Annotated in this window: 15 protein-coding genes; 5 read left to right on the top strand and 10 right to left on the bottom strand. The window is 63.9% G+C overall.

The genetic code is table 11. The annotated features are described in order from the left end of the window. Positions 1–313: 313 nt before the first annotated feature. Positions 314–1,207, bottom strand: coding sequence for a LysR family transcriptional regulator (locus XB14_RS31665; RefSeq protein ID WP_077968424.1), 894 nt, complete (start codon positions 1,205–1,207; stop codon positions 314–316). A 113-nt stretch (positions 1,208–1,320) separates the two neighbouring features. Between XB14_RS31665 and XB14_RS31670 the strand changes: the two genes are divergently transcribed. From XB14_RS31670 to XB14_RS31685, 4 genes are all read left to right on the top strand, one after another. Beyond that, entirely contained in the window at positions 1,321–2,721 is a 1,401-nt protein-coding gene (locus XB14_RS31670; RefSeq protein WP_077968426.1) for a VOC family protein, read from the top strand. A 10-nt stretch (positions 2,722–2,731) separates the two neighbouring features. Further along, on the top strand, positions 2,732–4,153 hold the full coding sequence (locus XB14_RS31675) for an FAD-binding oxidoreductase (protein ID WP_077968428.1): 1,422 nt from the start codon (positions 2,732–2,734) through the stop codon (positions 4,151–4,153). 84 nt (positions 4,154–4,237) lie between these two features. Further along, positions 4,238–5,770, top strand: coding sequence for an aldehyde dehydrogenase family protein (locus XB14_RS31680; RefSeq protein WP_077968430.1), 1,533 nt, complete (start codon positions 4,238–4,240; stop codon positions 5,768–5,770). Positions 5,771–5,793: 23 nt separating this feature from the next. Beyond that, complete coding sequence (locus XB14_RS31685) at positions 5,794–7,026, top strand: pyridoxal phosphate-dependent aminotransferase (protein WP_077968432.1); 1,233 nt, start codon at positions 5,794–5,796, stop codon at positions 7,024–7,026. Between the two features lie 265 nt (positions 7,027–7,291). On the opposite strand, the gene XB14_RS31690 is transcribed toward XB14_RS31685, so the two are convergent. Next, positions 7,292–7,840 (bottom strand): cupin domain-containing protein, encoded by a 549-nt coding sequence (locus XB14_RS31690; protein WP_077968434.1) that lies wholly within the window; start codon positions 7,838–7,840, stop codon positions 7,292–7,294. A gap of 148 nt (positions 7,841–7,988) precedes the next feature. On the opposite strand from XB14_RS31690, the gene XB14_RS31695 reads away from it, so the two are divergent. Beyond that, entirely contained in the window at positions 7,989–9,326 is a 1,338-nt protein-coding gene (locus XB14_RS31695) for an aspartate aminotransferase family protein (protein WP_077968701.1), read from the top strand. A 105-nt stretch (positions 9,327–9,431) separates the two neighbouring features. Here XB14_RS31695 and XB14_RS31700 read toward each other — a convergent pair whose 3' ends face one another. The 8 genes from XB14_RS31700 to XB14_RS31730 all read right to left on the bottom strand — a co-directional run bounded on the left by XB14_RS31700 (position 9,432) and on the right by XB14_RS31730 (position 17,950). Next, a complete protein-coding gene (locus XB14_RS31700) occupies positions 9,432–10,697 on the bottom strand; it encodes a glycerate kinase type-2 family protein (RefSeq protein WP_179119717.1) in 1,266 nt (421 codons plus the stop codon). Between the two features lie 9 nt (positions 10,698–10,706). Next, positions 10,707–11,024, bottom strand: a complete 318-nt coding sequence (locus XB14_RS33440; protein ID WP_179119718.1) for a Dabb family protein — start codon at positions 11,022–11,024, stop codon at positions 10,707–10,709. Positions 11,025–11,031: 7 nt separating this feature from the next. Then, the gene (locus XB14_RS31705; protein ID WP_077968436.1) at positions 11,032–12,687 is read right to left on the bottom strand and encodes a GMC family oxidoreductase; all 1,656 of its coding nucleotides are present in this window, start codon (positions 12,685–12,687) and stop codon (positions 11,032–11,034) included. A 101-nt stretch (positions 12,688–12,788) separates the two neighbouring features. Further along, a complete protein-coding gene (locus tag XB14_RS31710) occupies positions 12,789–13,568 on the bottom strand; it encodes a 3-ketoacyl-ACP reductase (RefSeq protein WP_077968438.1) in 780 nt (259 codons plus the stop codon). Further along, the gene (locus XB14_RS31715; RefSeq protein ID WP_077968442.1) at positions 13,565–15,064 is read right to left on the bottom strand and encodes an FAD-dependent oxidoreductase; all 1,500 of its coding nucleotides are present in this window, start codon (positions 15,062–15,064) and stop codon (positions 13,565–13,567) included. The genes XB14_RS31710 and XB14_RS31715 overlap by 4 nt, the downstream gene beginning before the upstream one ends. 6 nt (positions 15,065–15,070) lie before the next feature. Further along, positions 15,071–16,186 (bottom strand): ABC transporter ATP-binding protein, encoded by a 1,116-nt coding sequence (locus tag XB14_RS31720; protein ID WP_077968444.1) that lies wholly within the window; start codon positions 16,184–16,186, stop codon positions 15,071–15,073. Between the two features lie 4 nt (positions 16,187–16,190). After that, positions 16,191–17,072: a carbohydrate ABC transporter permease gene (locus XB14_RS31725; RefSeq protein WP_077968447.1), complete on the bottom strand. Its 882-nt coding sequence runs from the start codon at positions 17,070–17,072 to the stop codon at positions 16,191–16,193. Further along, positions 17,072–17,950 (bottom strand): carbohydrate ABC transporter permease, encoded by an 879-nt coding sequence (locus XB14_RS31730; protein WP_077968449.1) that lies wholly within the window; start codon positions 17,948–17,950, stop codon positions 17,072–17,074. Before XB14_RS31730 ends, XB14_RS31725 begins: the two co-directional genes overlap by 1 nt. Between the last annotated feature and the right edge of the window lie 47 nt (positions 17,951–17,997).

Here is a 17,997-nt window from a genome sequence, read left to right on the forward strand (position 1 = left end):
ACAGGCACCGCCCTCGACTGGGCATCGGAGATCGCAAAGCCGGCGGCGCATTGATTTTCAAGGCCGCGGTGATGCATGAAAATGGCATTTTTTAGCCGTGGTGCCAACAGCTTGCAAGGATTGCTCATACAAGATCGGACGATTTGCGCACAGCCGAAACAGGCCGGAACCGGCCGCTGTGTGCGCCCCCTATGGCACTTCGATACAGCTCTTTCAAATGCCCTCTTTCAAGCTTCATCGCGGGTGGCAGACGAGGCGAAACGTGATGGGGCGAGGAAGGTTCCCACGAATTTTCGACAAAAGCACCGACAGGTCAGCCCACCTGCTCGGTGATCCACTCGCGAAACGCCAGGCTGATCGGGTTTTCGAGCTTACCCTCGGGCACGGCGAGGTAATAGCTGTTTTCCGTCTGCATTGGCCGGTCGAGCACGATCCGCAGCGTTCCGGCGGCAATTTCCTGCTCGATCAGATAGCGGGGCAGCAGCGCAAAGCCGAGCCCGGCAGTCGCCGCCTCGATCACCATGGAGAACTGGTCGAAACGGTTGCCGCGATAGGCACCGCGCCCGTCCATGTCGTTGGCCTCGAACCATTGGGCCCAGAGCTTTGGCCTTGTGGCGAGATGCAGCATCGGCCCCGTGACGATATCTTCCGGGGATGCAACCGGATGCGTTGCCAGCATCGCGGGGCTTGCGGCCGGCACGATGATCTCGCTGCAGAGATAGCTGCAGGTGGCGCGTGCCCAGACCGGCTGGCCGTAATGGATGGCGAGATCGAAATTCTGCTCCTCGAAATCGAAGGGCGCGGAACGCGAGGCGATGTTAATCACCGTATCCGGATGACGCTTCAGGAAATCGGGCAGGCGCGGCACCAGCCAGCGGCTGCCGAAGGTCGGCAGCGAGGCGATCGACAGCGTCGAGTCCGCCCGGGCCGACGCCATCGCCCGCACCATCAGTTCCTCGGTCTGGTTGAGCAGGCGGCGAACCTCCGGCAGGAACTTCTGGCCGGCATCCGACAGGATCACCCGCTGGCGCACACGCTCGAACAGGAGCACGCCGAGCTGGTTTTCGAGATCCTTGATCTGACGGCTGACGGCGCTCTGCGTGAGGCTCAGCTCGGCTGCGGCCTGCGTGAAACTGCCATGTCGCGCCGCGCATTCGAACGCCTGCAGCGTCGTCACGTCGGGAACCAGTCTGCGGCTCAACTTCATTCCGCCCTCGCATCAACATAGTCAGAAGCAACGCGATCAATGGCCAGTTCGATCGGATATGATCCGAAATGAGAATGACCTTGTCCTTCACCCATAGCGCGAGGCGAGCCCCAGTGAAAGAGAATAGTTTCGTATCCGCCGACGACATCCGCTCGGCCTTTTCCGCAGCCATGTCGGTCATGTACCGCGAAGAGGTGCCGGCCTACGGCACGCTGATGGAGCTGGTCGCCAAGGTCAACGACGATACGCTCGCCGCCGACCCCAAGCTGAAGGAGCGCCTCGACGCGACGGATTCGCTCGACCGCATCTCCGAGGAGCGCCACGGCGCGATCCGGCTCGGTACCCCTGCCGAACTCGCTATGATGCGCCGCGTCTTCGCCGTCATGGGCATGTACCCGGTCGGCTACTATGATCTCTCGACCGCTGGCGTTCCCGTGCATTCGACCGCCTTCCGCCCTGTCGGCGACGCCGCGTTGAAGCGTAATCCGTTCCGCGTCTTCACCTCGCTGCTCCGTCTCGACCTCATCGCCGATGAAGCGCTGCGTGCCGAAGCCGAAGTTATTCTGGCCGCACGCCAGATCTTCACCGCCGGCGCGGTCGAACTCGCGGAAAAGGCAGAGCGCGACGGCGGCCTCGACAAGGCGGATGCAGAGCGCTTCGTCTCGGAAGTGCTCGAAACATTCCGTTGGCACGACAAGGCCAATGTCAGCCCCGACATGTATAAGCGCCTGCATGACGCCCATCGCCTGATCGCCGACGTCGTCTCCTTCAAGGGCCCGCACATCAACCACCTGACGCCGCGCACGCTCGATATCGACAAGGTACAGGCGCTGATGCCGGAATACGACATCGCGCCGAAGGCCGTCGTCGAGGGCCCGCCGACCCGCAAGTGCCCGATCCTGTTGCGCCAGACCTCGTTCAAGGCGCTGGAAGAGCCGGTTTCGTTCAAGGATGCCGACGGCGCCTGGAAGGAAGGTTCCCACACCGCCCGCTTCGGCGAGATCGAGCAGCGCGGCATCGCGCTGACGCCCAAGGGCCGCGCGCTCTATGACGACCTGCTCGACGCCTCGCGCAAGATCGTCCGGCCAGCCGCTGACGGCTCCAACGCGCGCGAATACGAGGCGGCGCTGGCCAAGGCTTTCGAGCCTTTCCCGGACAGCTGGGCAGGCATCCGCGAAGCCGGGCTCGGCTACTTCAGCTATTCGCTGACGGATAAGGGCCGCAAGGCCGGCGTCTCCGCGGCACGCGACATCGAAGCCCTCATCGCCGACGGCCTCGTCCAGTTCGACGCAATCGTCTATGAAGACTTCCTGCCGGTCAGTGCCGCGGGTATCTTCCAGTCGAACCTCGGCGACGGCGCGCAGCAAGACTTCGTCGCGAGCCCGAATCAGAAGCGCTTCGAGGCCGATCTCGGCGCCACCGTGCTCAACGAGTTCGACCACTATGCCGGCATCGAGCAGGCTTCGATCGAAAGCTGCATCCGAGCCTTGACCGGCGCCATCGCTGCGGAATGATACTGGCCTGATGATCGACAAACTGCACATCGACGCGCTCGCCGGCATCCTTGGAGACAAGGGTGTCGTCACGCGTCCGGAAGACCTGGAAGCCTACGAGACCGGCGCGCGCTACGATCGCGGCCGGACCTCGCTCGTGCTGCGGCCGGCGACGACCGAAGAGGTTTCCGCCGTTGTGGCCTATTGCGTCACGAGCGGCATCGCGCTGATCCCGCAGTCCGGCAATACGGGCCTCGTCTCCGGCTCTACCCCGGACCCGTCGGGCGATGAAGCCGTGCTCAGCCTCGACCGGCTGGCGAAACGCTTCGAGCTCGACCTCGACAACCGCTCGGTGCGGCTCGACGCCGGCTTCCGGCTGTCCGATCTCAACCGGAAGCTGGAAGAGCACGGCCTGTTCTTCCCGATCGATCTCGGCGCCGACCCGCGCATCGGCGGCATGATCGCCACCAATACCGGCGGATCGCGCTTCCTGAAATACGGCGACGTGCGCCGCAACACGCTCGGCCTCAAGGTCGTGCTGGCGGACGCGGACGGCACCGTGCTCGACCTGCAATGCGACCTGCGTAAGAACAACACCGGCGTCGACTGGAAACAGATCTTCGTCGGCACCTCGGGCGCCTTCGGCATCGTCACCGAATGCGTGTTGAACCTCGAGCGCTTGCCGCAGCAGACGGCAACGGCACTGCTGGTTCCTGCCAGCGGCGCTCACGTGCTACCGCTGCTTCGCGCCATGGAAGAGCGCCTCGGCGCCTATCTCTCGGCTTTCGAGGGCATGTCGAAGAATGCCGTCACGGCGGCCTTCGCCCATGTGCCGTCACTGAAGAACCCGTTCCAGGCTGGCCAAGTCCCCGACTACGTCATCCTCGCCGAGATCAGCCGCACCTGGGCCCCGCGCGAAGGCGAACAGTCGCTCGACGCCGTGCTGGAATCAGCACTCGCCGAGATCTGGGAGATGGAAGAGGCGCCGCTCGCCGACGCTTTCGTCGGCCCGCCGCACGAAATCTGGGCGTTGCGCCACGCGCTGTCCGAGGGCGTCAAGCACCTCGGCAAGCTGATCGCCTTCGACGTCTCCTTCCGCAGAGGTGACATCATGGCCTTCTGCGACCATATGAAGGCCGAAATGCCCTCGAAGTTCCCGGATGTGACCGTCTGCGATTTCGGCCATATCGGCGACGGCGGCGTGCACTTCAACCTCGTCGTGCCGAAGGACAGCGACCTTCTCAAGGACGAGACTTTCGAGCCGCGGCTGCGCGAATGGGTTTTCGCCGTCGCCGTCGAGGAGTATCACGGCAGCTTCAGCGCGGAACATGCGATCGGCCGCCGCAATCAGGCCTATTACGACCTTTATACGCCAGACAAACTCAAGGATATGGCCGCGGGCCTGAAGACGCTGACCTCGCCGGCAAAGCTCGGCAGCGTGCGTTTCGGATAGGCCAGAGCGGGAATGATGTGTGCGGTTTTCCGCCCGCATGCCGCTCCAACGAATGATCTAAACCAATAAAACGGGAGTCAGACCATGAACATCGCAACCAAGAAAGTCGACGTGACCAAGGAAGCCGCAGCGCTTCTCGAAAAGATGGGCGTCGCCAAGGAACTCTATACCGGCGGCGACATGCCGTCCTTCAGCCCGGTCACCGGCGAAAAGATCGGCAACCTCAAGACGGTTTCTGCCGCTGAAGCCGCCGCCAAGATCGAACAGGCCCATGAAGCCTTCAAGGCCTGGCGCCTCGTTCCGGCCCCGAAGCGCGGCGAACTGATCCGCCTGCTCGGCGAAGAACTGCGCGCCTTCAAGGCTGACCTCGGCCGCCTGGTTTCGATCGAAGCCGGCAAGATCACCTCCGAAGGCCTCGGCGAAGTCCAGGAAATGATCGACATCTGCGATTTCGCCGTCGGTCTCTCCCGCCAGCTCTACGGTCTGACGATCGCCACCGAGCGTCCCGGCCACCGCATGATGGAAACCTGGCACCCGCTCGGCGTCGTCGGCGTCATCTCGGCCTTCAACTTCCCGGTCGCCGTCTGGTCGTGGAATGCGGCGCTCGCCATCGTCTGCGGCAACTCCGTCGTCTGGAAGCCGTCTGAAAAGACCCCGCTCACCGCGCTTGCCTCGCAGGCGATCTTCGAGCGTGCGCTCGCCCGCTTCGGCGATGCCCCGGCAGGCCTGTCGCAGGTGCTGATCGGCGACCGCACCGTCGGTGAAGTTCTCGTCGACAACCCGAAAGTTCCGCTCGTTTCGGCCACCGGCTCGACCCGCATGGGCCGCGACGTCGGCCCGCGCCTCGCCAAGCGCTTTGCCCGCGCCATCCTCGAACTCGGCGGCAACAATGCCGGCATCGTCTGCCCGTCGGCCGATCTCGACATGGCTCTGCGCGCCATCGCCTTCGGCGCCATGGGCACCGCCGGCCAGCGTTGCACCACCATGCGCCGCCTGTTCGTGCATGAAAGCGTCTACGACCAGCTCGTTCCGCGCCTGAAGAAGGCCTACGGTTCGGTCTCTGTCGGTAACCCGCTCGAAACCACCGCCCTCGTCGGCCCGCTTGTCGACAAGGCTGCCTTCGACGGCATGCAGAAGGCAATCGCTGAAGCCAAGTCGCATGGCGGCAGCGTCACTGGCGGCGAGCGCGTCGAGCTCGGCTATGACAACGGCTACTACGCCAAGCCCGCTCTCGTCGAAATGCCCAAGCAGGCCGGACCGGTTCTCGAAGAAACCTTCGCGCCGATCCTCTACGTCATGAAGTACAGCGACTTCGACGCCGTCGTTGCCGACCACAATGCGGTCGCAGCCGGCCTGTCGTCCTCGATCTTCACCCGCGACATGCAGGAATCCGAACGCTTCCTCGCCGTCGACGGCTCGGATTGCGGCATCGCCAACGTCAACATCGGCACCTCGGGCGCTGAAATCGGCGGCGCCTTTGGTGGCGAAAAGGAAACCGGCGGCGGCCGCGAATCCGGCTCGGACTCGTGGAAGGCCTATATGCGCCGCGCCACCAACACGGTGAACTATTCGAAGGCTCTGCCGCTGGCGCAGGGCGTGTCGTTCGACATCGAATAATTGGCACCAGGTAGGCATCGACCATGACCATCAACCCAACGGTCAAGGAGGCGGGCTTTGAGCCCGCCTCGCGGATCTCCTCGATCGGAGTGTCCGAAATCCTGAAGATCGGCGCCCGCGCGCAAGCCATGAAGCGCGAAGGCAAGCCGGTGATCATCCTCGGCGCCGGCGAGCCGGACTTCGACACGCCCGATTATGTCAAGGACGCCGCCTGCGAAGCGATCAAGCGCGGCGACACCAAGTACACCGCCCTCGATGGCACGCCGGAGCTGAAGAAGGCAATCCGCGAAAAATTCCAGCGTGAAAACGGCCTCGCCTACGAGCAGGACGAGATCACGGTGGCGACCGGCGCCAAGCAGATCCTGTTCAACGCCATGATGGCGTCGATCAATCCTGGCGACGAGGTGGTCATCCCGACGCCCTACTGGACCTCCTATTCGGATATCGTCCAGATCTGCGAAGGCAAGCCGGTTCTGATCCCCTGCGACGCCTCCTCCGGCTTCCGGCTGACCGCCGACAAGCTCGAAGCGGCGATCACACCGAAGACGCGCTGGGTGCTCTTGAACTCGCCGTCGAACCCGTCGGGTGCGGCCTATAGTGCGAGCGACTACCGCCCGCTGCTCGACGTGCTCCTGAAGCATCCGCATGTGTGGCTGCTGGTCGACGACATGTACGAGCACATCGTCTATGACGGCTTCCGCTTTGTCACCCCGGCCCAACTCGAGCCCCGGCTCAAGGACCGGACGCTGACCGTGAACGGCGTCTCCAAGGCCTATGCCATGACCGGCTGGCGCATCGGCTATGCCGGCGGTCCGCGCGACCTGATCAAGGCGATGGCCGTCGTCCAGAGCCAGGCGACCTCCTGCCCCTCCTCCGTCAGCCAGGCCGCTTCGGTTGCCGCGCTGACTGGTCCGCAGGAGTTCCTGAAGGAACGGACCGCCAGCTTCCAACGCCGCCGCGACCTCGTCGTCAACGGCCTCAACGCCATCGACGGTCTCGACTGCCGCGTTCCGGAAGGTGCCTTCTACACCTTCTCCGGCTGCGCCGGCATGCTCGGCAAGGTCACGTCCTCGGGCAAGACGATCGAGACGGATACGGACTTCTGCGCCTACCTGCTCGATGATGCCCATGTGGCCGTCGTTCCGGGCTCGGCCTTCGGTCTGTCGCCCTTCTTCCGCATCTCCTATGCGACCTCGGAAGCGGAACTGAAGGAAGCGCTCAAGCGCATCGCCGACGCCTGCGCGCGGCTTTCGTAGTCGGGTAGTTTGGCCCCTCGGGCCTCGGAGATCTGCCCCTCACCCTAGCCCTCTCCCCGCCTGCGGGGAGAGGGGACGGTCGAGATCGCCGCACCTCCCCTTTTCATCTCCATCGACGAACTCTTTGGTTGGCGTCGCTTCGCAATGAGAAGCTCCGCATCCCCACGGTCCTAAGACGGATCGAGCGCAAGCAGCATGTCCCTTCGCCCCGCTTGCGGGGAGAAGGTCGCGGCAGCGGGATGAGGGGCAGCCCCGAACGCCCCCCTCAAAATGTCGGAGGCGTACAGGCGCTGATAACCTCACAGGGCACTGGCCCGACGCAACGAAACCGGTGCGGCCGCCGGCTTTCGAAATAATAGGCATCGCCAGGCCCCAGAATCCGCCGCTCGTCATCGACGGTGACCTCGATGCGGCCCGAAAGCACGATGCCCCCCTCCTCGCCATCATGCACCAGTGGCACCTTCCCGGTATCGGCGCCCGGCTGATAGACCTCCTTCAGGATCTGCAGGCTGCGGCCAAAGAGGTTTTCGCCGATCTGGCGGTAGGAAATCGGTCCCTTGCCGATCTCGACCAGCTCCTCCGCCGCGTAGAACGCCTTGCGCGGTCGTTCCGGTTCGAAGGAGAAGAACTCCGCAAGCCCGATCGGGATCCCGTCGAGAATACGCTTCAGCGCGCCGACGGATGGATTGGAGGCATTCGATTCGATCAGCGAGATCGTCGAATTGGTCACGCCGGCGCGTTTGGCCAGTTCGCGCTGCGACAGATTGTGCATGAGTCTCAGATGGCGAAGCCGGTTTCCGATATCGACGCTCACGGGTGCACGATTCCCTGTTCAGGTTGTTCGAAATAGCGCAAACACGTTGCCTCTGAACAATAAATTTCAATGGCTTAACTGACAGCAGAAAAGGACTTGTTTGGCAAATCAAATCATGGCGTCAATCGCCGACCTTGAGGAGGATGCCATGAACCAGCACACCAAACCCAACGCCCCCGTTCTCGACAGCTATTGGATGCCGTTTACCGCCAACCGGCAGTTCAAGCAGGCTCCGCGCCTGCTCGCGTCCGCCGAAGGGATGCATTACACCAGCACCGATGGCCGCACGATCCTCGACGGCACTGCCGGGCTCTGGTGCGTCAACGCTGGCCATGGCCGCCGCCAGATCGCCGCCGCCGTCGAGCGCCAGCTTTCGACCATGGACTTCGCCCCCTCCTTCCAGATGGGCCATCCGATCGCCTTCGACTTCGCCGAACGCCTGGCCGAGATTGCGCCCGGCCTGGAAGGACAGAAGCTCGACCGCGTCTTCTTCACCGGCTCCGGCTCGGAATCGGTCGACACTGCCCTGAAGATGGCGATCGCCTATCAGCGTGCGATCGGCCAGGGCACCCGCACGCGCCTGATCGGCCGCGAGCGTGGCTATCACGGCGTCGGCTTCGGCGGCATTTCGGTCGGCGGCATTCTCAACAACCGCCGCGTCTTCCCGCAACTTCCTGGCTCGGACCACCTGCGCCACACGCATGACCCCGCGAAGAACGCCTTCGTCAAGGGCCAGCCGGAACACGGCGCCGAGCTTGCCGACGATCTTGAGCGGCTGGTGGCGCTGCATGGCGCCGAAACCATCGCCGCCTGCATCGTCGAACCCGTCGCCGGCTCGACCGGCGTGCTGATCCCGCCGAAGGGTTATCTCGAACGCCTGCGCGCGATCTGCGACAAGCACGGCATTCTCCTGATCTTCGACGAAGTCATCACCGGCTTCGGCCGCCTCGGCGCCGCCTTCGCCACCGACTTCTTCGGTGTAATCCCGGATATGGTGACGGCGGCCAAGGGTCTCACCAACGGCGCGATCCCGATGGGCGCGGTCTTTGCCAGCCGCAAGGTGCACGATGCGCTGATGCATGGGCCCGAAAACGCGATCGAGCTCTTCCACGGCTACACCTATTCCGGCCACCCGGCCGCCTGTGCCGCCGGTATCGCCACGCTCGACATCTACCGTGACGAGGGCCTGATGACCCGCGCCGTCGAGCTGCAGGACGCCTGGCACGACGCCATGCACTCGCTGAAGGGCCTGCCCAACGTCATCGACATCCGCACCATCGGGCTCATCGCCGGCATCGAGTTGCAATCGCGCGACGGCGCCATCGGCGCCCGTGCCTACGACGTCTTCATCGATTGCTTCGAAAAGGGCCTGCTGATCCGCGTCACCGGCGACATCATCGCCTTCTCGCCGCCACTGATCGCCGAAGAAAAGCACTTCGGCGAGATCGTCTCGATCCTCGGCGATGCGCTGAAGCGCGCCAAGTAAGTCCAGGCAAGTCAAAACAGCGCCGCCGCCGAAGATCTCGGCGGCGGCGTTTGCATTTCGAGTGCAAGGTCGAATCCGGCTAACGTTTCAGCGAGCGAGCCCCGCTTAACGAATGAGAAGCGCCCGGAAATCATTGACATTGGTTCCGGTCGGTCCAGGCGCGAAGAGATCGCCGCTTGCCGCAAACGCCGACCAGGCGTCATGGCGGGCGAGATGGAGCCGCGGGTCGATGCCCGCCGCGCGCATGCGGGCAATGCTCTGTCCATCCGCAAAGGCGCCGGCATTGTCTTCAGAACCGTCGATGCCGTCCGTGTCAGCCGCGAGCGCATCAATCCCCGAGACACCGTCGATATCGAGCGCCAGTGACAACAGGAACTCACTGTTGCGCCCACCCTTGCCGTAGTCCTTGCCGGATATCGTCACCGTCGTCTCACCGCCGGAAAGCAGGACCACCGGCTTGTCGAAAGGACGGTTCCTCAGCGCCACTTCGCAGGCAAGTGCTGCATGCATGCGGCCGATATCACGCGCTTCACCCTCTATCGCGTCGGAAAGGATGTGCGCCTCGATGCCGAGTTCCCCGGCCTTGGCCGCGGCCGCTTCGAGCGAGACGGCAGCCGACGCGATCACGTGACATTCGTGCGCGGCGAACCTTGCGTCATCCGGATCGGGCGCCGCGGCCGTCTCCGACCGCAGATGCGCTATCACTCCTCCCGGTAGTTCCATGCGGTAGCGGGCAATGATCTCAAGCGTCTCCTCTGTCGTGCTGCTGTCGGGAACGGTCGGCCCCGACGCGACGAAGGCCGGGTTGTCGCCGGGAACGTCGGAGACGACTAGGCTGACGACGCGCGCCGGGAAGGCCGCCGCGGCGAGCCGGCCGCCCTTGATCCGTGACACGTGTTTTCGCACGACGTTCATCGCCGAGATCGGTGCGCCCGAGGCGAGCAACGCCTTGTTGACGGCAATCTCGTCGGCAAGCGTCAGACCCGCGGGCGGCGCCGGCAGCAACGCCGAACCGCCGCCGGAGATCAAGGCGATGGCGAGGTCATCCGCGGTCAGCCCCTCGACTGCCTTCAGCAATGCGTCCGAAGCGGCAAGCCCGGCTTCGTCCGGCACCGGATGGGCGGATTGCAGCACGGTGATCGTGTCGCACCGCTCCACCGGCCCATGCCGCGCCACCACCGTGCCACTGAAAGGGTGCGGCCAGAGCTTCTCGAAGGCAGCCGCCATCTGGCTTGCCGCCTTGCCGGCGCCGACGACCACCGTCCGCCCTTTCGGTGGCTCAGGCAGATGCGCCTTAATCGCCTCATAGGGATCGGCGGCGCGAACGGCCGCCTCGAAGAGCTCTGTCAGGAAGGGACGCGCTTCGATCATCGCTGCCACTCAACCGGCAATTTCGATGTCGTAGACGAGAATGCCGGCGACACCGCCCTCAGCGGCCCCGACGATCTTGGCACCGGTCTTGCGATGCTCCTCGTCCTCAAGATAGGCATCGCGCGCCACCGCGTCAGTGAAATCGACGATGAAGCCTTCGGCAAAGCCCTTGTCCATGCCCACTTCCGGGCTGACATTGGCGCCGATATGGGCGGCAAGGAATCCCGGTAGCCGGGCCTTCAGCGCGGCAATCTCCCCGAAGATCACCGCCTTCTCCTCGCTGGAGATTTCGGCGCGGAAGCGGATGAAGACGCAATGGCGGATCATGGGGACCTCAACGGATATCGGCGCGGGCGCGCGGGCGGCTGTCGTTGCGTTCGTGGGCGAAGATCGCCGGCGGCAGGGGCTGGCGCTCGCGGATGATGTCGGCGCCCTTCTCGCCCATCATGATCGTCGGCCCATTGGTGTTGCAAGAGGGAACGCGCGGCATCACCGAGCTGTCGCAGACGCGCAGGCCTTCGAGCCCGCGCACTTTCAGGTCGAGACCGACGACGGCCATCGCGTCCGTGCCCATCTTGCAGGTGCCGACGGGGTGATGATCGGTCTTGGCATTGGCGCAGCCATAGTCGAAGAACTGCTCGTCGCTGGCGACCGAATTGCCCGGCAGACGCTCCGCAAGCACGAAGGGCTTGAGTGCCGCCTGCTGCATGATTTCGCGGGCGATCTTCAAGCCCTCGATCGACATCTTGCGATCATGCGGGTCCTCCCAATAGTTGGGGTCGATCAGGGGCGCTGCCGCCGGATCGGATGAGGATAGCCGCACCGTGCCGCGCGAGCGCGGGTGCAGATAGGCGGAGTTGAGCGTTACGCCGGCATTCTTCAGCTTTTCGACGCCCGCCTCGATGCCGGAGCCGAGACCCAGATGGAACTGGATATCGGGCGAACGGGCGTTCGGATCGGCATACCAGAAGCCGCCGGTCTCAAACAGCGAGGACGCGACCGGGCCGGAGCGGAACAGCACGTATTGCAGCCCAGCCCATAGCGTACGATGGAGTTTTGCGACACCGTCATAGGTGTGGTCGCCGGTGCATTCGGAGATGACGAAGAGATCAAGGTGATCCTGCAGGTTGCCGCCGACACCCGGCAGGTCGTGTTTCACCGAAACACCGACCGACTTTAGGTGGTCCGCCGGGCCGATGCCGGATTGCAAGAGCAGCTTCGGCGATCCGATGGCGCCGGAGGAAACGAGCACTTCGCGCTCCGCCCGGATGATTTCGCTGCCCTTGGCCGTGACGACTTCCACGCCGACAGCGCGCGTGCCCTCGAGCACGATCCGCGCGACGCGCGCGCCGGTGCGGACTGTAAGATTGCGGCGGTCCTTGATCGGCGAGAGGTAGGCAAGCGACGCGCTGGAGCGGCGGCGGTTGCGCTGGGTGAGCTGGTAGAAGCCGACGCCCGCCTGCTGGCGGCCGTTGAAATCGTGGTTGTAGGGAATGCCGAGTTCCTGGCCGGCGCGGATATAGGCATCGCAGATCGGCAGCGCCGAGACCGGCATCGAGACGCCGAGCGGACCGCCATAGGCATGGTAGTCGTCGGCAAAGCGCTGGTTGTCTTCGGCGCGCTTGAAGTAGGGAAGCACGCTGCGATAGTCCCAGCCGCTGCAGCCGTCCTCAGAGGCCCAGAGATCGTAGTCGGCGGCGTTGCCGCGCGTATAGAGCTGGGCGTTGATCGAGGAGCCGCCGCCGATCACCTTGGCCTGGGTATAGCGCAGCACCCTGCCCTTCATGTGCTTCTGCGGCACGGTCTCCCAGCCCCAGCTGGCAACGCCCTTGGTCATCTTGGCAAAGCCTGCCGGCATATGAAAAAGCGGATTCCAGTCGCCGCCGCCGGCCTCCAGCAGCAGCACGCGCACCGCCGGATCCTCGGAGAGCCGGTTGGCAAGAACGCAGCCGGCCGGGCCGGCGCCGGTGATGATGTAGTCGTAGCTCATTCCCTGTTTTCCTCCGCCGCCGTCATTTGGAACGTTCCAAATTTTCGACGTAAAAATGTCAAACCCGCTCGCTGACGAGCCTTTCTGCGTCCTGTCTGTGTCTAGAGTCGGCCGATCGAAAGCCCGCCATCCGCCTGGATGACCGAACCCGTGGCAAAGCCGAATTTGCCGCCGGCAAGCCCGGCCGCGATGTTGCCGATATCCTCGGGCTCGCCCCAGCGCCGCATCGGCACCAGCCCGCCACTGATCAGCGAGTCATATTTTCCCGAAACGCCGGCCGTCATGTCGGAGCGGATGATGCCCGGCCGGATCTCGAACACGGAGATGCCTGAACTGGCAAGCCGCAGCGCCAGCCCCTGGCTGAAGGCGGCAAGCCCGGCCTTGGTCATGCAATAGTCGAGGCGCTCCGGCGACGTCATCGTCGCCGACACCGAGGTGATGTTGATGATCGAGCGTGGCGTCACGTCGGCCGGGTCAGTCAGCATCGACACCAGCACGGCCTGGGTGAAAAACACCGTGCCCCGCAGGTTGGTGGCGACGATCGTGTCGAAATTTTCCGGCAGCAGATCGAGGAAATCGCCCCGGACGGCCGAAGCGATACCGGCATTGTTGACGAGGCAGCGGATCGGCCCGAGCTCGGCGCGGACCCGCTCGACGGTCGCCGCATGCCCGCCGACATCGGCAAGGTTTGCCTCGATGTAGATCGCCCGGCCGTGCTCGCCGGAAAGTTCGGACAGCGTCTGGGCGGTTGTCGCGTCGGCCGCGCCGAGCCCGGTGATCGCGATATCGAAGCCTTCGCGGGCGAGCGAGCGGGCAACACCAAGGCCGATGCCACGGCGGCCGCCGGTGACGATGGCGACGGGGCGCGTCGATGACGTCATGATCGGAACTCCCTGGTGACGATATGGTCGGCGACCCTGAGCGCCTGGGCGGCAACGGTCAGCGCCGGATTGACGGCGGCAGAGGTCGGCAGGCAGGCGGCGTCGACGACGAAGAGGTTCGGGTGATCGAAGGCGCGGCAATAGACGTCGAGCGGCGCGTCCTTCGGGTCCGTGCCCATGCGCACCGTGCCGCACTGATGCGACGGCGTGCGCTTGTCGAAGGCCTGGGATAGCACGATCGGATAGCCGGCGGCCTTGAAATGCGCGCGCATCTTCGCTTCGAGCCCGGAAAGCGCCTCCATGTTGGAGCGCCGCCACTGCATGATGATGCCCTTGCCGTCGACCATGATGCGGCTTTCCGGGTTCGGCAGGTCCTCCGTCATCATGTACCAGTCGATCGCATGACCGGCCATGAGATCGAAGGCGAAGCGTGGCGCCCAGACCGGGGCATTGGCCTTGAGGATGTCGGCGTTGATCTTGCCGAGCAATTGCACATTGCCGAGCGGCAGGCCATTCCTGCCGCCGGTCAGGTAATAGTCGTTCAGCATCAGGGTCTTCTGGTAGACGCTGTCGTTGCGCTTGAACGGACTGATCGCCAGCATGGCGCTGCAATTGTGGTTCATGAAGTTGCGACCGACCTGGTCGGACGCGTTGGCCAACCCCTTTCCGTCGCCGGAGCGCAAGAGGATCGCGGCCGAGTTGATCGCGCCTGCCGACAGGATCACCAGCTTCGGCGACAGTTTCTTCTTCTCGCCCCTGTGGGTGTAGTGGATCGCTTCGATCCGACCGCCTGGACCGGCCTCCAGCGTGTCGACATGGGCCGAGGTGATCAGCTCGACGTTGGGGTCCTTCAGCGCGGCGGCAAGCGACGCCGTCTCGGCATCCTTCTTTCCCGTTCCGGTGTTCGGAAATCCATCCCAGGGCGTGCGCCCGCCGGCAAGCCAAGTGTCGATATCGACGCCGAGTGGCAAGGTTGCCGGATGCAGCCCCTGTGCTTTCAGTTCGGCGCGGGCACGGGCGATGGCCGGCTCGTCCGGCACCGGGCCAAGAGGGTAGGACGAACTGTGGAACGGCTCCGTCGGGTCGTCGCCCAGTTCACCGCGTACCTCGAACAGTTGCTCGGCCTTGCCGTACCACGGCTCCAACTCCTCGTAAGCGAAGGGCCAGGCCGGCGAAATGCCGCCGAGATGCTGCATCTCGGTGAAATCCTCGGCCCGGTAGCGCAGCAACACCGCACCGAAGAGCTTGGAGTTGCCACCGACGAAGTAGAAGTTTCCCGGATTGAACTCGGTACCATCAGGCTCGCGCCACATCTCCCTCGGCCGGAAATGGCCCTTGACGAAGATGGAACTGTAGCTGCGCGCCTCCGGCGTGTCGGGCAGGCGCTCGCCACGCTCGAGGATGGTGATGCGGGCGCCTGAGCCGGCAAGCCCCGCAGCAACGGTGGAGCCGCCGATCCCCGACCCGATGATGACGATGTCCGGCTGCTCCTGCATTGTTCGTTACGCGATCCGCTGCTGGCTCTGCGGGTCGAAGAACACCGCCTTGTCGAGATTGAACGCAAGCCGCGAGGTCTGGCCGGCCGCAATGCGGGCGTCGGCCCTGAGCCGGGCAACGATCTCCTTGCCGCCGAGACGGGTTACAGCAAAGGTGTCGGAACCGGCAGGTTCGACCACTTCGATCAGGCATTCGCCCTCGGCGACCATCTTGGCATTGCGGTCGGCGCCGTCGGGGTCGGTCAGCGCTTCCGGACGGATGCCGAAGACGACATCCTTGCCGGCATAGGCCGAGAGCGCGCCATTGGCCTGCGGTACCGCAAGCTTCAGCGGCTCGGAATTCGGACGCGCCAGTGAGACGGCGATGTCGGAGCCGCTCTTTTCGATGCGCGCGGTCAGAAGGTTCATCGCCGGCGAGCCCATGAAGTCGGCGACGAACATGTTGGCCGGGTTGTTGTAGATCTCGGCCGGCGTGCCGAACTGCTGCAGCACGCCGTCCTTCAAAACGGCGATCTTGGTCGCGAGCGTCATCGCCTCGATCTGGTCGTGGGTGACGTAGACGATCGTCGTCTTCATGCGGTTGTGCAGCCGCTTGATTTCGGTGCGCATGTCGACGCGCAGCTTGGCATCAAGGTTGGAGAGCGGCTCGTCGAACAGGAAGACCTGCGGGTTGCGCACCAGTGCGCGGCCCATGGCGACGCGCTGGCGCTGGCCGCCCGAGAGCTGGCTCGGCTTGCGGTCGAGCAGATGGCCGATCTGCAGCATGTCCGCCACCTGCTTGATCGCCTTCTCGCGCTCGTCCTTCGGAACGCCGCGGATCTCCATGCCGAAGGCGATGTTTCCGGCGACCGTCATGTTCGGATAGAGCGCGTAGGACTGGAACACCATGGCGATGTCGCGCTTCGACGGATGCAGGTCCGCGACCGAGCGGCCGTTGATGGCGATCTCGCCCGAGGTGATCGGCTCAAGCCCGGCGATGGTGTTGAGCAACGTCGACTTGCCGCAACCGGACGGGCCGACGAGCACGAGGAAGCCGCCCTTTTCGATCTCCAGGTTGATGTCCTTGAGGATCTCGAGCGAGCCATAGGATTTGCGCAGGTTGCTGATTTTCAAGAAAGACATGAGCTTATCCTTTCACGGCGCCCGACATCAGGCCGCGAACGAAGTAGCGGCCGGACACGATGTAGACGATGAGCGTTGGCAGGGCGGCGAGGATCGCGCCCGCGAAGTGAACGTTGTATTCCTTGACCCCGGTCGAGGACGAAACGAGGTTGTTGAGCGCGACCGTCATCGGCGTCGAATAGGGGCCCGAGAAGGACGCGCCGAACAGGAAGTCGTTCCAGATGTTGGTGAACTGCCAGATGACCGATACGACGATGATCGGACCGGACGACGGCAACAGGATGCGCCAGAAGATCTGGAAGAAACTCGCGCCGTCGATCTGCGCCGCGCGCACCAGCTCGGTCGGGAACGCTTCATAGTAGTTGCGGAAGTAGAGCGTCGTGAAGCCGATGCCGTAGATCACATGGACGAAGATCAGGCCCCAGATCGAACCGGCAAGCCCGAGGATGCCAAGGATGCGCGCCATCGGGATCAGCACGATCTGGAACGGGATGAAGCAGGACAGAAGCAGCATGCCGAAGAAGATGTTGGCACCCGGGAAGCGCCACTTCGTCAACACGTAGCCATTGAGCGCGCCGATGATCGTCGAGATCGCCACGGCCGGCACGACCATCAGGATCGAGTTGATGAAGAAGGGTTTCAGGCCGGTCGGTTGCACGCCGATCTGCGCCGTCGACCAGGCCTGCAGCCAGGGCTCGATCGTAAAGGTTTGCGGCAGGTTGAGCATGCCGCCCTGGCGGATCTCGTCGAGCGGCTTCACCGAGTTCACAAGCATGACGTAGAGCGGCAGCAGCGAATAGAGCGCGAAGAGGATCAGCGCGGTATAGATCAACGCACGGGTGAGGCGGTTGTGCGAGATGATGTTGTCTGGGCTCGGAGCGCTCATCAGCGTTTTGCTCCCCGGATTTCGGAATAGAGATACGGAACGATGATCGAGAAGATCATCACCAGCATGATGATCGCCGAAGACGCGCCGATGCCCATCTGGTTGCGGGTAAACGTGTAGGAATACATGAAGGTCGCCGGCAGTTCGGTCGCCTGGCCCGGACCGCCTCCCGTCAAGGCGATGATCAGGTCGTAGGCCTTGATGGCGAGATGCGCGAGCACGACGAAGGCCGAGAGGAACACTGGCCGCATTAAAGGAATGATGATCCGGCGATAGATCGTCGACGTCTTGGCGCCGTCGATCTGTGCTGCCTTGATGATCTCGTTGTCGACCCCGCGAAGGCCCGCGAGGAACATCGCCATGATGAAGCCGGTCGATTGCCAGACGGCCGCGATGACGACGCAGTAGATCGCGTAGTTGCGGTCCTTGATCCAGTTGAAGGAGAAGCTCTCCCAGCCCCAGAGATGCATGGTGTTCTCAAGCCCGATACCGGGATCGAGAAACCACTTCCAGGCCGTGCCGGTGACGATGAAGGAAAGCGCCATCGGATAGAGATAGATCGGCCGCAGGAAGCCTTCGGCGCGGATCTTCTGGTCGAGCAGGATCGCAAGCCCGAGGCCAAGCACCGAGCAGATGGCGATGTAGAGCGCTGCGAAGATCGCCAGGTTGCTCACCGCCCGCCACCAATGCGGCAGCGCCCACAGCTTCACATAGTTGCTGAAACCGACGAAATTGTAGGACGGCAGCATCTTGCTGTCCGTCACCGACAGAAAGCCGGTATAGGCAATGAAACCATAGACAAAGATCAGGACGATAAGGAAGCTCGGGGCAAGCACCAGCTTCGGTATCAGGTCCTGCAGGCGACTGCGGCTATCCATGAACGTTCACCACTTCTGGCGCGGCCGTCGGGAAGTCCCTGATATCG

The sequence above is a fragment of the Ensifer adhaerens genome (genome assembly GCF_002007205.1).
Lineage (GTDB): Bacteria > Pseudomonadota > Alphaproteobacteria > Rhizobiales > Rhizobiaceae > Ensifer > Ensifer adhaerens_D.

Bases quoted from the DNA above. Each gene is read 5' to 3' on its own strand.
- XB14_RS31665 (WP_077968424.1), bottom strand. From the start codon at position 1,207: ATGAAGTTGAGCCGCAGACTGGTTCCCGACGTGACGACGCTGCAGGCG.
- XB14_RS31675 (WP_077968428.1), top strand. From the start codon at position 2,732: ATGATCGACAAACTGCACATCGACGCGCTCGCCGGCATCCTTGGAGAC.
- XB14_RS31680 (WP_077968430.1), top strand. From the start codon at position 4,238: ATGAACATCGCAACCAAGAAAGTCGACGTGACCAAGGAAGCCGCAGCG.
- XB14_RS31685 (WP_077968432.1), top strand. From the start codon at position 5,794: ATGACCATCAACCCAACGGTCAAGGAGGCGGGCTTTGAGCCCGCCTCG.
- XB14_RS31695 (WP_077968701.1), top strand. From the start codon at position 7,989: ATGAACCAGCACACCAAACCCAACGCCCCCGTTCTCGACAGCTATTGG.
- XB14_RS31700 (WP_179119717.1), bottom strand. From the start codon at position 10,697: ATGATCGAAGCGCGTCCCTTCCTGACAGAGCTCTTCGAGGCGGCCGTT.
- XB14_RS33440 (WP_179119718.1), bottom strand. From the start codon at position 11,024: ATGATCCGCCATTGCGTCTTCATCCGCTTCCGCGCCGAAATCTCCAGC.
- XB14_RS31705 (WP_077968436.1), bottom strand. From the start codon at position 12,687: ATGAGCTACGACTACATCATCACCGGCGCCGGCCCGGCCGGCTGCGTT.
- XB14_RS31710 (WP_077968438.1), bottom strand. From the start codon at position 13,568: ATGACGTCATCGACGCGCCCCGTCGCCATCGTCACCGGCGGCCGCCGT.
- XB14_RS31715 (WP_077968442.1), bottom strand. From the start codon at position 15,064: ATGCAGGAGCAGCCGGACATCGTCATCATCGGGTCGGGGATCGGCGGC.
- XB14_RS31720 (WP_077968444.1), bottom strand. From the start codon at position 16,186: ATGTCTTTCTTGAAAATCAGCAACCTGCGCAAATCCTATGGCTCGCTC.
- XB14_RS31725 (WP_077968447.1), bottom strand. From the start codon at position 17,072: ATGAGCGCTCCGAGCCCAGACAACATCATCTCGCACAACCGCCTCACC.
- XB14_RS31730 (WP_077968449.1), bottom strand. From the start codon at position 17,950: ATGGATAGCCGCAGTCGCCTGCAGGACCTGATACCGAAGCTGGTGCTT.